This window comes from Streptomyces abyssomicinicus (assembly GCF_008974245.1).
GTDB classification, from domain to species: domain Bacteria; phylum Actinomycetota; class Actinomycetes; order Streptomycetales; family Streptomycetaceae; genus Streptomyces; species Streptomyces abyssomicinicus.
In genome coordinates this window covers 404074-419399 of record NZ_BBZI01000011.1, presented here as the reverse complement: position 1 = coordinate 419399, position 15326 = coordinate 404074, and the positions used below count along the sequence as shown (strand labels likewise).

General features: G+C 71.9%; 10 protein-coding genes and 1 pseudogene. 5 read left to right on the top strand and 6 right to left on the bottom strand.

From position 1 onward, the window contains the following. Positions 1–206 precede the first annotated feature (206 nt). A complete protein-coding gene (locus GBN72_RS27150) occupies positions 207–1964 on the top strand; it encodes an LCP family protein (protein ID WP_151774529.1) in 1758 nt (585 codons plus the stop codon). A gap of 170 nt (positions 1965–2134) precedes the next feature. Next, on the top strand, positions 2135–3826 hold the full coding sequence (locus GBN72_RS27145) for an LCP family protein (RefSeq protein WP_151774528.1): 1692 nt from the start codon (positions 2135–2137) through the stop codon (positions 3824–3826). A 113-nt stretch (positions 3827–3939) separates the two neighbouring features. On the opposite strand, the gene GBN72_RS27140 is transcribed toward GBN72_RS27145, so the two are convergent. Beyond that, positions 3940–4974, bottom strand: a complete 1035-nt coding sequence (locus GBN72_RS27140; protein ID WP_151774527.1) for a glycosyltransferase family 2 protein — start codon at positions 4972–4974, stop codon at positions 3940–3942. Between the two features lie 788 nt (positions 4975–5762). Between GBN72_RS27140 and GBN72_RS35595 the strand changes: the two are divergent. Then, a pseudogene (locus GBN72_RS35595) lies at positions 5763–7208 on the top strand (LCP family protein); the annotation flags it as partial. 125 nt (positions 7209–7333) lie between these two features. On the opposite strand, the gene GBN72_RS27125 reads toward GBN72_RS35595, so the two are convergent. Beyond that, positions 7334–7885: an acyl-CoA thioesterase gene (locus GBN72_RS27125; RefSeq protein ID WP_151774524.1), complete on the bottom strand. Its 552-nt coding sequence runs from the start codon at positions 7883–7885 to the stop codon at positions 7334–7336. 132 nt (positions 7886–8017) lie between these two features. Between GBN72_RS27125 and GBN72_RS27120 the strand changes: the two genes are divergently transcribed. Beyond that, positions 8018–9325, top strand: a complete 1308-nt coding sequence (locus GBN72_RS27120) for an LCP family protein (RefSeq protein ID WP_151774523.1) — start codon at positions 8018–8020, stop codon at positions 9323–9325. A 115-nt stretch (positions 9326–9440) separates the two neighbouring features. On the opposite strand, the gene GBN72_RS27115 is transcribed toward GBN72_RS27120, so the two are convergent. After that, complete coding sequence (locus GBN72_RS27115) at positions 9441–10613, bottom strand: acyl-CoA dehydrogenase (RefSeq protein ID WP_151774522.1); 1173 nt, start codon at positions 10611–10613, stop codon at positions 9441–9443. 226 nt (positions 10614–10839) lie between these two features. Here GBN72_RS27115 and GBN72_RS27110 point away from each other — a divergent pair, with 226 nt between their 5' ends. Then, positions 10840–12183, top strand: a complete 1344-nt coding sequence (locus GBN72_RS27110; RefSeq protein WP_151774521.1) for a UDP-glucose dehydrogenase family protein — start codon at positions 10840–10842, stop codon at positions 12181–12183. A gap of 114 nt (positions 12184–12297) precedes the next feature. Here GBN72_RS27110 and GBN72_RS27105 read toward each other — a convergent pair whose 3' ends face one another. From GBN72_RS27105 to GBN72_RS27095, 3 genes are read right to left on the bottom strand one after another with little or no spacing between them, the layout of a single operon-like run. Next, positions 12298–13488: a dipeptidase gene (locus GBN72_RS27105; RefSeq protein WP_151774520.1), complete on the bottom strand. Its 1191-nt coding sequence runs from the start codon at positions 13486–13488 to the stop codon at positions 12298–12300. Continuing rightward, a complete protein-coding gene (gene purE / locus GBN72_RS27100; RefSeq protein ID WP_151774519.1) occupies positions 13485–14012 on the bottom strand; it encodes a 5-(carboxyamino)imidazole ribonucleotide mutase in 528 nt (175 codons plus the stop codon). Before purE ends, GBN72_RS27105 begins: the two co-directional genes overlap by 4 nt. Further along, positions 14009–15154 (bottom strand): 5-(carboxyamino)imidazole ribonucleotide synthase, encoded by a 1146-nt coding sequence (locus GBN72_RS27095; RefSeq protein ID WP_151774518.1) that lies wholly within the window; start codon positions 15152–15154, stop codon positions 14009–14011. Before GBN72_RS27095 ends, purE begins: the two co-directional genes overlap by 4 nt. Between the last annotated feature and the right edge of the window lie 172 nt (positions 15155–15326).

The window sequence follows — 15326 nt, the reverse complement described above, 5'->3', positions numbered from 1 at the left end:
AGGCGTAGCTCTGAGGCAGAAGAATGCGGCGGATTGCCCGCTTGTAGGGAAGTGGAATGTGTCACCGTCGTCGCTCCATGCCGTTGTGGGCGGATAGTGTGAGCGATCCGGTGCCCCGGTCAGGAGGTCCGTCCTGCGGTCGGCACCATGACGAGACCCCGCGCCTGGGGGAAGGCGCCGTGGCCCCGACGGAGGATTCAACAACCGTGGACGCGCATGGCCGTGGACGGGCGGACAACATCGATCCCGCCGACCAGTGGGTGCTCAACCCGCAGACCGGCGAGTACGAACTGCGACTGAGCAGTCCCGCTCCGCAGTCACCGCCGGTGCCGAGCCCACGCCGTCCGGCCCCCCGCGAGGGGGGTGTGCCGCGTGACCGCACCGCCCACGAGAGCGGCTACGGCAGCGAGGCGCCCGCCCGGCAGCGTCCGGGCCGCGACGTGCCGCAGCCGCGCAGACGGCGCGCCGAACCCGAGGACCCGGAGCCCGGCCGCCGCCGCGGCCGCCCCAAGAAGAAGAGCAAGGGCAAGAAGATCCTCGCCTGGACCGGCGGCACGCTGGCCTTCGTGATCGTCGCGACGGCGGGCTTCGGCTACTGGTACATCCAGGACCTCGAGGACAACATCAGCAAGACCGCCTGCGGCGGCGACGCCTGTTCGGACTCCTTCTCCGCGGACGAGGCGTTCAACCTCCTGATCATCGGCACCGACAAGCGGACCGGCGCCGGCAACGCCGGCTACGGCGACAAGAACAGCCCCGGCCACGCCGACACCACCCTGCTGCTGCACGTGGCCGAGGACCGCAGCAACGCCACGGTGATGAGCATCCCGCGTGACCTGGTCACCGACATCCCGGACTGCGAGACCACCCTGGAGGACGGCACCACCGAGGTCGTCCCGGGCACGGCGAACACCCGCTTCAACGAGAGCCTCGGGCAGAACGGCCGGGACGCGAGCTGCACGGCGCGGACCGTCAAGGAGTTCACGGGCATCCAGGTCGACCACTTCATGGTGGCCGACTTCAACGCCGTCAAGACGCTGACCGCGGCGATCGACGGTGTCGAGGTCTGTGTCGAGGAGGCGGTCGACGACCCCAAGTCGCACCTGAAGCTGCCGGCCGGCAAGTCGACCATCCAGGGCGAGGAGGCCCTCGCCTTCCTGCGCACCCGCTACAGCTTCGGCAACTCCGGCGACCTGGACCGCATCAAGGCCCAGCAGCAGTTCCTCGGCTCGATGATGCGGAAGATGTCCTCCGGCGACACCCTCTCCAGCCCGACCAAGCTCAACGACCTCGCCCAGGCCGCGACCAAGGCGCTCACGGTCGACGCGGCGATCGGCAAGGTCTCCGTGCTGAAGGACATGGCGCTGGAGATCAACGAGGTCGAGCCGAAGAACATGTCCTTCATGACGGTCCCGGTCATCGACAACCCGGCGGAGCCCACGCCGGTCACGGTGGTGCCCGACCCGTCGAAGGCCCCGCAGGTCTTCCAGATGATCCAGGAGGACGTCTCCTTCACCGAGGTGAAGAGGAAGAAGAAGGAGCAGAAGGACGCCGAGGCCGCCCGGCTCGAGGGCAGCAAGGCGCCGGCCTCCGAGGTGCGGGTGCGGGTGCTCAACGGCAGCGCCAAGAGCGGCGCCGCCCAGTCCACCCTGACGTGGCTGCAGACCCAGCAGGGCGTCGGCAAGTCGGAGAACGGCGGCAACGCCGACGCGACGCAGAAGAAGACGACCCTGGAGTACGCCCCGGACCAGGCCGACCAGGCCCGCGCGCTGGCCGCCATGATGGGTCTGCCGGGCTCGGCGCTCAAGGAGGGCGAGAGCACCGAGAACGCCCAGGGGATGCCGACCATGACGCTGATCCTCGGCAAGGACTTCAAGGGGGCGGGTGTGCCGCTGACCGCGCCGACGGAGGCGCCGGACGGCGTCGACAAGTCCACGGCCGACAAGGCCCAGTGCGCCAAGTAGGGCTCGGGGGCGCCCGGTGGGCGGGGCCGGGCAGAGCGCCGGGCACGCGCCGCACACGGGCGTGCGGGAAGTAACAGCGTTTACCGCGCAACGAATTGGCCGCCTCGCGCATCTCACAGACGGGATTGCGCGGGGCGGTCCCGTAGGCGGAGACAGGTGGGGAGGCACATATGGCAGAGACGCGTGTGCGCGGTGAGGACCGGCGCCGCGGCTCCGCGGGGGGCGCGGCCGACCTGGGGTGGGACGACAGCCTGTACGAGGCGGACGGCCCGGGGGACGGACCGGCCGGCCGGCACGGGGACGACTCACCCACGGAGCCCCGCGACGGGGGCCGGCACGGCGGCAGACGCGGCAACGGCCGCCGCCGCGGCCGCGGCGGCCGAAGACGGCGCGTGCTGCGCTGGACGGCGCTGATCCTTGCGTTCCTGATAGTCGGCGCCGGTGCGGCCGGATACCTGTACTACCAGCACCTCAACGACAACATCGACACCGATGCCCGCGCAGGCGGGAAGTCGAACGCCAAGAAGGCCAAGCCGAACGCCGCGGGTCAGACTCCGCTCAACATCCTCGTCCTGGGGTCCGACGACCGCAACGACCCGAGGAACCTGAAGCTGGGCGGCAGCAAGGAGAACGTCGGGCAGAAGCCCCGCGCCGACGTGCAGATGCTGCTCCACCTCTCGGCGGACCGGAAGAGCGCCTCGATGGTGAGCATCCCCCGCGACACCATGGTGAACATCCCCGAGTGCCGCGACGCCGAGGAGGGCACGACCTACCCGGCGACCTACGGCATGATCAATTCCACGCTCCAGCGCGGCGGCCCGGGCTGCACCCTGTCGACCTGGGAGAACCTCACCGGGGTCTACATCGACCACTGGATCGTCATCGACTTCATCGGCGTGGTCGAGATGGCCGACGCGATCGGCGGTGTCGACGTCTGCGTCGAGGAGAACGTCTGGGACCGGTCGACCGCTGCGCAGCGGGGCGGCTCGGGGCTGAAGCTCGAGGCGGGCACCCACCCCGTCAAGGGCGAGCAGGCGCTCCAGTGGCTGCGGACCCGGCACGCCTGGGGCAGCGACCAGATGCGCGCCAAGGCCCAGCAGATGTACATCAACTCGATGATGCGGGAGCTGCAGGAGCAGAACATCTTCACGGACAGCGGCGAGCTGATGGACCTGGCGGAAGCCGCCACCAACGCCCTGAAGGTCTCCGAGGAGATCGGCAGCGTCGCGAAGCTGGCCGGCCTGGCGATGGAGATGAAGGAGATCCCCATCAACCGCATCACCACGACCACCATGCCGAACGACCCGTGGCCGCAGGACCCGAACCGCCTGATCCCCCGGGCGGGCGACGCCGACAAGCTCTGGGCGATGCTCCAGGACGACGTGCCCTTCGACCGCAACGGCACCAAGGGCGAGCAGGACTCCGGGCCGAAGGACGAGGCCGCGCCCGACGGGCAGATCGCCGTCCAGGTCCGCAACGGCACCGCGAGCCAGACGCTGGCGGCCGTGCAGGGCCGCGCCGGGGCGATCCAGCAGGTGCTGGCCGGCCAGGGCTTCGCGCTCGCCGCGAAGGACGGCGCGGCGACGAAGCCCGCCAAGCGGACGGTGGTGCAGTACCCGAGCGCCGACCTCAAGGGCGACGCCCTGCGGGTCGCCGAGTCGCTGGGCATTCCCGCCAGCTCGGTGAAGAAGTCGGCCGACGTCAACGGTGTGACGCTGACGGTCGGCGCCGACTGGCGCGAGGGCGACGCGTACCCGAAGGAGAACGTCCTGGAGGAGGGCGACCTCCCGGAGAGCGCGGGCGCGCAGAACGGCGAGGAGAAGAACTGCATGAAGGTCGCCGAGGACATCTACACCTGGTAGCGGCGACGGCGGGCGTCGTCGGCGTCGGCGTCGGCGTCGGCGTCGGCGTCGGCGCATGAGGAGGGGCCCCGGTCGGATCGACCGGGGCCCCTCCTCGTGCGTGCCTGGGCGGGTCAGTCGTTCACCGGGGCCAGCACCGCCGGGCGGCGGGAGGCGATCACCTTGCGGGCCAGGGACCTGGGGCTGGTGAGGAAGCCGAAGCCCCAGGACATGTGCATGGTGGCCAGGGCGACCGGGATCTGGAGCCGTGCCTTGAGCGGAAGGCCCTTGCCGGCCGGCACCGAGCCCGCGACGATCGCCGCCAGGTAGCCGCCGGGGATCACCAGCGCCCACGGGGTGAGGGCCACGCCCGCGACCAGCCCGGCGGCGATGGCGCACACGGCGGTCGGCGGGGCGAGGTAACGCAGGTTGATGGAGCCCTGGTGGTAGCGGGCGACGACGTGCCGCCAGCGGCCGTAGTCCTTGTACTGCTTGGCCAGCGCCTTGACGCTGGGCCGCGGCCGGTAGGAGACCCGCAGCTCGGGCGAGAACCAGATCAGGCCGCCCGCCTCACGGATCCGGAAGTTGAGCTCCCAGTCCTGGGCACGGATGAACTCGACGTTGTAGCCGCCCTGCTGCTCCAACGCCTCTCGGCGGAAGACGCCCAGGTAGACCGTCTCGGCCGGGGCGGCCTGGCCGCCGGTGTGGAAGGCGGCATTGCCCACGCCGATCTTCGAGGTCATGGCCGCGGCGACCGCGTGCTCCCAGTCGTTCTCGCCCTCGGCGTGCATGATGCCGCCGACGTTCTGCGCGCCGGTCTCCTCCAGGAGGCGGACCGCGGTGGCGATGTAGTTCGGGGAGAGCATCCCGTGGCCGTCGACACGGACCACGACCGGGTGGCGGGACGCCTTGATCGCGGCGTTCAGCGCCGCGGGGGTGCGGCCGGTCGGGTTGGGGACCGTGTGCACACGGGGGTCCTCGCGGACGAGTTCGGCGGCGATCTCGTCCGTGCGGTCCGTGGACGGGCCGAGGGCGATCACGACCTCCATCTCGCCCGCGTACTCCTGGGCGAGGATGGCGCGGACTGCCTCACGAAGGTGCCGCTCCTCATCGAGGACCGGCATGATCACGGACACGGCGGGAAGCGGCGCGGCGGAATTGGCGTTCATCAGCCCTCACGTTACCGCGATCGGGGGACCTGGGCGCGCGCCGTCCCGCCCGGGGACCGGGCAGCAGATCGTATCGGCCTACCGTGCTCACGGAACGGATGCATATGGCCCGTTTGCGGGCCCCCAGGCCCTGTCCAGGCCCTCGCGGAGGTGTACGCCCCTTGCCCGCCACACCGCCCCGACCGCCCGAACGACCGGACCCCCGACGCCGTCGGCCACTGCGCGGCGCGGTGCCGGGATCCCCGGCCCCGGACGGCTCCCGCGCCCCGCGGTCCGGCGCCGCCCGGCCGCCCGCGGTGGAGCGCGCGGTCGTCCAGCGCCCCGCCGTGGAACGTCCCGCGGTCGGGCGTCCCGCGGTCGAACGGCTCCCGGTCGAGCGCTCCGCCGCCGAGCGTGCCGCCGGCCGGCGTCCCTCCGCGCCGCGGTCCGACGAGCGGCGGTCCGATGCATCGCGGTCCGACGAGCGGCGGTCCGAAGTGCGGCGGACCGAAGTGCGGCGGTCCGACGGGCCGCGGCCGGCGGCCCGGCGGGGGTCCCGGTCCGAAGCCGGGCTCCGCGGCGACGGGACACCCCACGCCGGCACCGGGCGGCCCCGCGGTGGCGGCCGGGGCGCCGGCGGGTCCGCCGCCGGGCGGTCCGGTGGGTACGGGCCCCGGCGGGGACAGGGGACCTCCGCCGCGGGCAGGGGAGACGGCGCCGCGGGCAGAGGAGACGGCGGCGCGGGCAGAGGAGACGGCGGCGCGGGCAGAGGTGACGGCGGCGCGGGCAGGGGTGACGGCGGCGCGGGCAGACCTCCGCGGCGGTCGGGCGGCGGCGCGGGACGCGGGGGCGGCCCCCGGCGGCGTTCCGGGCGGCGCGGCTGGGGCGGGCGGGTGGTGACCGCGCTCTCGGTGACCGTCCTCGCCACGGCCGGCATCGGGCACTCGGTGCTGACCGGGATCGACGACGGCATCGCGCGCGTCGACCCGTTCCGCGACATGAAGAACCGCCCGCACGCGGGCCACGGCACCAACGTCCTGGTGGTCGGCACCGACGGGCGCGACAAGATCACCCCGGAGCAGCGGCGCAAGTACCGCCTCGGCGGTGAGCCGTGCCACTGCACGGACACCATGATGATCGTCCACATCTCCGCGGACCGCGGCCGGGCCAGTGTGGTGAGCCTGCCGCGCGACTCGTACGCGGTGACGCCGGAGTACACCGACCCGGACACCGGGAAGAAGCGGCCCGGGCATCCGGTGCGGCTGAACGCGGCGTACGCCGAGGGCGGACCGCAGCTCACCGTGCGGACCGTCGAGAAGATGACCGCCGTGAAGATCGACCACTACCTGGAGGTCGACTTCACCAGCTTCATCCGCACCGTCGACGTGCTGGGCGGCGTGCGGATCTGCACCGCCAGGCCCCTGAAGGACGCGAACACCGGGCTGAACCTCGGGCCGGGACAGCACCGGCTCGACGGCGGGCGGTCGCTGCAGTACGTCCGCGCCCGGCACGTGGACGCGGCCTCCGACTTCGGGCGGATGCAGCGCCAGCAGCGGTTCCTGGCGGCGCTGATCGAGCAGGCCACCTCCTCCGGGGTGCTGCTCAACCCCGTGAAGCTGCGGGACGTCGCGGGCACGGTGCTGGGGTCGGTGCGCGCGGACCGCGGCTTCGGGACGTCGGAGATGTTCGACCTGGGCCGGGCGATGCGGAACTTCTCGCCGTCGTCCTCGGAGTTCACCACCGTACCGATCGCCACGATGAGGTACCGGGCGCCGGGTGTCGTCGGCGAGACGCTGAAGTGGAACGCCCGGAAGGCGCGGAAGATCTTCGCGGCGCTGCGCGAGGACCGGCCGCTGGCGCCGTACGCCGCCAAGCGGCGCAAGGCGGTGCGGGTGCCGGTGGCGCCGGAGCAGATCCGGGTCCAGGTGGAGAACGCCACGATGACGCCGGGGCTGGGCAAGCGGGTGGACGACGGGCTGGCGGCGACGGGGTTCGTGACCACGGGGACGCCGGTGAACGCGGCCGACCGGTCGGTGCGGCGGACGGTCGTGCTGCACGACCCGCGGTGGGACCGGTCCGCGAAATCGCTCGCGACGGCGCTGCCGGGCAGTGCGCTGCGGGCGCGGCCGGGTCTGGGGCCGACCCTGCGGGTGCTCGCCGGGGCGGACTTCAAGGGCGTCCGCCGGGTCAAGGCGGAGGACCCCTACCAGGGGGAGGACGGCGTCGTCACGGGCGACGACGTCCTCTGCGAGTAGCCCGCCCCGCCGTCCCGCACGCCGTCCCGTCCCGCACGCCGTCCAGTCCCGGCCGCCGCGCGCCGCGGCCGTGGACCGCCGCGCCGCCGCGCGGTGCTCGTGCCGTGCCCTTTCCGGCGGCGGGGTCAGTCGGCGAGGCCGGCGGCGGTGCGCTCCTCGCGGAGCTCGAGGATCGCCCGCCGCCGCGCGAGCCGGTGACTGCGACGGATCTGCGCCTCCTGGTACCGCCGGCGCTCCTGCCCCGTCTCCGGGATCACCGGCGGCACCGGCCGCGGCTTCCCGCCCTCGTCGACCGCGGCGAACACCAGATAGGCGGAGCCGACATGGCTCAGCGGCACCGACTCGTTCCACCGCTCGGTGAGCACCTTCACGCCGATCTCCATCGACGTGCGCCCCGTCCAGTTCACCTGGGCGCGGACATGCACCACGTCCCCGACCCGGACCGGCTGGAGGAAGGCCATCTCGTCCATGGACGCGGTGACCGCGGGCCCCTCCGAGTGCCGCCCCGCGACCGCGCCCGCGGCGTCGTCCACCAGCTTCATGATCACGCCACCGTGCACCGTGCCCAGGAGGTTGGTGTCGTGGTGGGTCATGATGTGGCTCAGCGTGAGGCGGGAAGCCGACGCGGGCTTCCCGGTGACTATGCCGGAATCGGAGGTCAGGGCCTGATCTGTCATGCCCTCTACCTTATGCCGGAACCCTCCAAGGTTCCGATTTGCCCCGATTCACGTGTCGGGTTCGCAACAGGCGGGCCCCGGGTTTTCCACAGGCCTTCTGAGGGCGCCGTCCCAGCGTGCACACTGTCCGTCATGAATGACTGGCCTCAGGGATGGTCCGAGAACAGCCGCGGCGACCGGTACGGACGCGGCAGCGCAGGCGAGCCCGAATCCGCCCGCGCGATGCGCCAGGTCCGCCGCGAGCCGTCCGGACCCGTCCCGGGCCGCCCGGCTCCCCAGTACGGCGCGAACGTGCCGCGCCAGCCGTCCGCGCCGCCGTACGAGGGCGGCTACGACCCCGGGTACGACAGCGGTTACAACACCGGCCAGGTGTACGGCGCCCCCCAGGGCGGCCAGGGCGGCGGCGGTTACAACGACGGCGGCTACGACGACGGCGGGTACGACGGCGGCTACCGCCGGACGCCCGACTGGGGCCGCCGCGTCAAGCGCACCGCCGTCACCGTGGTCACGGCCCTGCTCGTGGTGACGGTCGGCACCTATTTCTGGGCCGACTCCAAGCTGCGCGAGGAGGTCGACCTCTCCAAGGTCATCGAGCGGCCGGAGGAGGGCGACGGCACCAACTACCTGATCGTCGGCTCCGACAGCCGTGAGGGCATGTCCGACGAGGACAAGAAGCGGCTGCACACCGGTTCCGCCGACGGCAAGCGCACGGACTCGATGATGATCCTGCACACCGGGAGCAACGGCCCGACGCTGATCTCGCTGCCGCGCGACTCGGACGTGGAGATACCCAGCTTCAAGGGCTCGGACTCCGGCAAGTTCTACGAGGGCACCGGCCGCCGCGTGAAGCTGAACGCGGCCTACGCCGAGGACGGCCCGGAGCTGCTGGTGCGCACCGTGGAGTACAACACCGGGCTGCACATCGACCACTACGTGGAGATCGGCTTCGCCGGCTTCGCCAACATCGTGGACGCGGTCGGCGGCGTGGAGATGGACATCCCCAAGGCGTTCAAGGACGAGAAGTCCGGCGCGGACTTCGAGGCGGGCAAGCAGACGCTGAACGGCGAGCAGGCGCTGGCGTTCGTCCGTACCCGGTACGCCTTCGCGGGCAGCGACCTGGACCGGACGAAGAACCAGCAGAAGTTCCTCTCCGCCCTCGCCAACCAGGCCGCCACCCCGGGCACGGTCCTCAACCCGTTCCGCCTCTACCCCACGCTGAGCGCCGGCCTGGACACCCTGATCGTCAGTGAGGACACCGGCCTGTTCGACCTCGCGTCGATGTTCTGGGCGATGAAGGGGGTCACCGGCGGTGAGGGCACGTCGATGAACATGCCGATATCCGGCAGCAGCGGCGGCAACCTGGTGTGGGACAAGGCCAAGGTCAAGCAGCTGGTGGAGCAGCTGAACAACGACGAGAGGGTCACGGTCAAGGGCAACTGAGGTCGCCCCGTCGGACGCCGAAGGGCGTCCGGGCCGTCCGGCCCGGGCGCCCTTCTCCCGTTCTCCTGCGCGGCGGCAGCGGCGTCACGCCGGCCGCGGCGGCCGCCGCGAAGGACTACGGCAGGTTCCGCGCCATGACGATGCGCTGGACCTGGTTGGTGCCCTCGTAGATCTGCGTGATCTTGGCGTCGCGCATCATGCGCTCGACCGGGTAGTCGCGGGTGTAGCCGTAGCCGCCGAGCAGCTGGACGGCGTCGGTGGTGACCTCCATGGCGACGTCCGAGGCGAAGCACTTGGCCGCGGCGCCCTGGAAGGTGAGGTCCCCTTCCCCACCTCCGGCGGCAACCCGCTCGGACTTCGCGGCGGCCGCGTAGGTCAGCTGGCGGGCGGCCTCGATCTTCATGGCCATGTCCGCGAGCATGAACTGCACGCCCTGGAAGTCGCCGATCGGCTTGCCGAACTGCTTGCGCTCCTGGACGTAGCCCTTGGCGTAGTCCAGTGCGCCCTGGGCGATGCCGAGGGCCTGGGCGGCGATGGTGATGCGGGTGTGGTCCAGCGTCTTCATCGCGGTGGCGAAGCCGGTGCCCTCCTCGCCGATCATGCGGTCGGCGGGGATGCGGACGTTGTCGAAGTAGACCTCGCGGGTCGGGGAGCCCTTGATGCCGAGCTTCTTCTCCGGGGCGCCGAAGGAGACGCCCTCGTCGGACTTCTCGACGACGAAGGCGGAGATGCCCTTGGAGCGCTTGGTGGGGTCGGTGACCGCCATCACCGTGTAGAACTCGGACTCGCCGGCGTTGGTGATCCAGCGCTTGACACCGTTCAGCACCCAGAAGTCGCCGTCGCGGACCGCGCGGGTCTTCATCCCCGCCGCGTCCGAGCCGGCCTCCGGCTCGGAGAGGCAGTAGGAGAAGCCGCCCTGGCCCTTGGCCAGCGGGGTCATGTACTTCTTCTTCAGCTCCTCGGAGCCGGAGAGGATCACCGGCAGGGAGCCCAGCTTGTTGACCGCGGGGATCAGCGAGGAGGAGGCGCAGACGCGGGCCACCTCCTCGATCACGATCACCGTGGCGAGCGCGTCGGCGCCGGCACCGCCGTACTCCTCGGGGACGTGCACGGCGTGCAGGTCGTTGGCGACCAGCGCGTCCTGCGCCTCCCGGGGGAAGCGGGCCTCCTCGTCGACCGCCGCGGCGTACGGGGCGATCTTCGCCTCGGCGAGGGCACGGACCGTGTCGCGGAGCATGTCGTGCTCCTCGGACGGGCGGTACAGGTCGAAGTCAGCCGATCCGGCCAAGGTCTCTCACGCTCCAAGGGAGAAAGAAGAGGGGACGATATGAGTTAACTACCGTTTAGTAGCCGAATCCTAGGACGTCTCCTCCGCCGGGGCACCGTGAGGTTGGCGACAGAGGTTTCCCGCTTCGCGGGTCTTCCCGTAAGGGCGGACCTCCACCCCCCGGTTATGCTCGGTCGGCGCGCAGCCAGCACGTGGAAAGCAAGGACGTCACCCTTCAGGAGCATCCATGGCCCTCAAGATCACCGTGATCGGCACCGGGTACCTCGGCGCCACGCACGCCGCGGCGATGGCCGAGCTGGGCTTCGAGGTGCTGGGCCTGGACGTCGTCCCCGAGAAGATCGAGATGCTGCAGCGGGGCGAGGTCCCGATGTACGAGCCCGGTCTCGAGGAACTGCTGCGCCGGCACGTCGCCGGAATCGAGGGCTCCTCCGGCCGGCTGCGCTTCACCATGGACTTCGCGGAGGCCGGCGCCTTCGGCGACGTGCACTTCGTGTGCGTGAACACCCCGCAGCGGCACGGCGAGTACGCCGCCGACATGAGCTACGTGAACGCCGCGATCGCCTCGCTGGCGCCGCACCTGACCGGTCCGGCGCTGGTCGTCGGCAAGTCGACGGTGCCGGTGGGCACCGCGGACCGGCTGGCGGCCTACCTGGCCGAGCACGCGCCGGGCGGCGAGGGCGTGGAGCTGGCCTGGAACCCGGAGTTCCTGCGCGAGGGCTTCGCGGTCGACGACACCCTGCACCCCGACCGGATCGTGGTCGGCGTGCGCGGGGGCAAGGCGGAGAAGCTGCTCCGCGAGGTGTACGCGACCCCGCTCTCCGAGGGCACGCCGTTCGTGGTGACGGACTTCCCCACCGCCGAGCTGGTGAAGACCTCGGCGAACTCCTTCCTGGCCACCAAGATCTCGTTCATCAACGCGATGGCGGAGGTGTGCGAGGCGGCCGGCGGTGACGTCGCCAAGCTGGCCGAGGCGATCGGCTACGACGACCGGATCGGTAAGAAGTTCCTGCGGGCCGGCATCGGCTTCGGCGGCGGCTGCCTGCCGAAGGACATCCGGGCGTTCATGGCGCGCGCCGGCGAGCTGGGCGCGGACCAGGCGCTGACCTTCCTGCGGGAGATCGACTCCATCAACATGCGCCAGCGCGGCCGGATGGTCGAGCTGGCCCGGGAGGCGCTGGGCGGGGGGTCGTTCCTCGGCAAGCGGGTCGCGGTGCTCGGCGCGACGTTCAAGCCGGACTCGGACGACGTCCGTGACTCGCCCGCGCTGAACGTCGCGGGCCAGATCCACCTCCAGGGCGGTCAGGTCACCGTCTACGACCCGAAGGGCATGGAGAACGCCCGGCGGGTCTTCCCGACGCTGGGCTACGCGGAGTCGGCGGAGGACGCCGTGCGGGGCGCGGAGATAGTGCTCCACCTCACCGAGTGGCGCGAGTTCCGGGAGCTGGACCCCGAGAAGCTGGGCACGGTCGCGGCGCGGCGGGTGCTGCTGGACGGGCGCAACGCGCTGGACCCGGAGCCGTGGCGGGCCGCCGGCTGGCTCTACCGGGGCATGGGCCGCCCGGCGGCCTGACCCCTCGTGTGTGCCCCTCGCGGGATCCCCGCGAGGGGCACACACGTCTGCGGGCGGCCGGGCCGGCCTCGGGGTGACCGGCCCCCTGGCGAGCCGGTCACGCCTCGGCCGCGACTACGCGTCGAGCGCCGTGATCGTCGCGTGGGACGGGGCGGTCGTGGACCTCAGGTCGCGGGCGACGGCTTCCGCGTCGCCGAGGACGCGGACCGCGTTGTGCCAGGTGACCTTGGCGAGGTCCTCGCGGGACCAGCCGCGGTCGAGGAGCTCGGCGACCAGGTTCGGGTAGCCGGCGACGTCGTGCAGCCCGTCCGGGGTGAAGGCCGTGCCGTCGTAGTCGCCGCCGATGCCGATGTGGTCGACGCCCGCCGCCTCCCGCATGTGGTCGAGGTGGTCGGCGACCGTCGAGGCCGTGGCCCGCGGACGCGGGTGGGCCTCCTCGAAGGCCCGGTGGACCTTCATCGCCTCCGGCGTGGTGTCCAGGTGGTGGTAGCCGTGCGCGCGCAGGTTCTCGTCCGCCTCGACCGTCCAGTCCACCGCGGCCTGGAGGACGAACTTGGGCACGAAGGTGGCCATCGCGACGCCGCCGTTGGCGGGCAGCCGCTCCAGCACGTCGTCCGGGATGTTGCGCGGGTGGTCGCAGACCGCCCGGGCGGAGGAGTGGGAGAAGATCACCGGTGCCGCGGAGGCGTCCAGCGCGTCCCGCATGGTGGTGTCGGCCACGTGCGAGAGGTCGACCAGCATGCCCTCGCGGTTCATCTCCCGCACCACCGCGCGCCCGAAGGCGGTGAGCCCGCCGTGCAGCGGCTCGTCGGTGGCGGAGTCCGCCCAGTCGACGTTGCTGTTGTGGGTGAGGGTCATGTACCGCACGCCCAGCGCGTACAGCATGCGCAGCGCGCCCAGCGAGTTCTCGATGGAGTGGCCGCCCTCGGCTCCCATCAGCGAGGCGATGCGCCCCTCGGCGCGGGCGGCCTCCAGGTCGCCCGCGGTGTACGCGGCGCGCAGGTCGCCGGGGTAGCGGTCGAGGAGCTGCCGCACGCAGTCGATCTGCTCGAGCGTGGCGGCGAGCGGGTACGGCTGCTGGTACGGCACGTACACCGACCAGTACTGGGCGCCCACGCAGCCCTCACGGAGCCGGGCGAGGTCGGTGTGGAGCGCGGCGCTCTGGTCGGCCGCGATGTCCCGGGCGTCGAGGTCGTAGCCGACCTGCTCACGCAGCGCCCAGGGAAGGTCGTTGTGGCCGTCGACGACCGGGAACTCCCGCAGCAGTTCCCGGGCCGGCCCGAGGGAGTCCCCCGGGCCGCTCACCGGCCGTTCCCGGAGCCGTTGCCCATGGCCTTGGCGCGCAGCCGGCGGCCCTTCTCGGTGGCCTGGTCGTTGAGCTCCTGCTGGAACTCGCGCATCCGCTCCAGCAGCGCCGCGTCGTGCGCGGCGAGGATCCGGGCGGCCAGCAGACCGGCGTTGCGGGCGCCGCCGACGGACACCGTGGCGACCGGCACGCCGGCCGGCATCTGGACGATGGAGAGCAGCGAGTCCATGCCGTCCAGGTACTTCAGCGGCACCGGCACGCCGATGACCGGCAGCGGGGTCACGGAGGCGAGCATGCCCGGCAGGTGGGCGGCGCCGCCGGCGCCCGCGACGATCGCCTTGAGCCCGCGGTCGGCGGCCTGCTCGCCGTAGGCGACCATCTCGCGGGGCATCCGGTGGGCGGAGACGACGTCCACCTCGTAGGGGATCTCGAACTCGTCGAGGGCCTGGGCGGCGGCCTCCATCACGGGCCAGTCGGAGTCCGACCCCATGACGATGCCGACCAGCGGCGCTTCGCTGCTCATTCGGTGATGGTTCCCCTCAGGTAGTGGGCCGCGTGCGTGGCGCGCTCCAGGACGTCGTCCAGGTCGTCGCCGTAGGTGTTGACGTGACCCACCTTGCGGCCGGGCTTCACGTCCTTGCCGTACATGTGGATCTTGAGCTGCGGGTCCCGGGCCATGCAGTGCAGGTACGCCGAGTACATGTCCGGGTAGTCGCCGCCGAGGACGTTGACCATCACGGTCCACGGCTGGCGGGGACGCGGGTCGCCAAGCGGGAGGTCCAGGACGGCCCGCACGTGGTTGGCGAACTGGGAGGTGACCGCGCCGTCCATGGACCAGTGGCCCGAGTTGTGCGGGCGCATGGCCAGCTCGTTGACGAGGATGCGGCCGTCGCGGGTCTGGAACAGCTCGACGGCGAGGTGGCCGACCACGCCGAGTTCCTTGGCGATGGTGAGCGCCATCCGCTCGGCCTGGAGCGCCAGGTCCGCGTCGAGGTCCGGGGCGGGCGCGATCACGGTGTCGCAGACACCGGCGACCTGGCGGGACTCCACGACCGGGTAGGCGACCGCCTGGCCGTGCGGGGAACGCACGACATTGGCGGCGAGCTCGCGGACGAAGTCGACCTTCTCCTCGGCCAGCACCTCGACGCCGGCCTTGAAGGGCTCGGTGACCGCGGGGTCGTCGGCGCTTTTGATCACCCAGACGCCCTTGCCGTCGTAACCGCCGCGGACGGTCTTGAGGACGACGGGGAAGCCGTCGCCCTCCGCGGCGAAGGCCGCCACGTCCGCCGGGTCGGCGACGATGCGGTGCCGGGGGCAGGCCACACCGATCTCGGTGAGCCTGGCCCGCATCACGCCCTTGTCCTGGGCGTGCACCAGCGCGTCCGGGCCGGGGCGCACGGCGATGCCGTCCGCCTCCAGGGCCCGCAGGTGCTCGGTGGGCACGTGCTCGTGGTCGAAGGTGATGACATCGCAGCCGCGGGCGAAGGCGCGGAGGGTCTCCAGGTCGCGATAGTCGCCGATGACGACCTCGTTCACGACCTGGGCCGCGGAGTCCTGCGGGGTGTCACTGAGGAGCTTGAAACGGATGCCGAGCGGGATACCAGCCTCGTGTGTCATACGAGCGAGCTGGCCGCCGCCGATCATGCCGACTACCGGGAACGTCACCCGTCAAGGGTATCCGGCGCCGGGAGCGGCCCTTCTTTCGCCGGGAGCGGGCCCTTCCTTTCCGTCCCGGAGGGCGGAAACCGGCCAGGCGTGTACCACCAGGGTTCTAATCGCGCACCCCCGTGCCGTTGCGCGCGCGACCGCGGAACGGGCGTGGTTAGCATGACTGAGT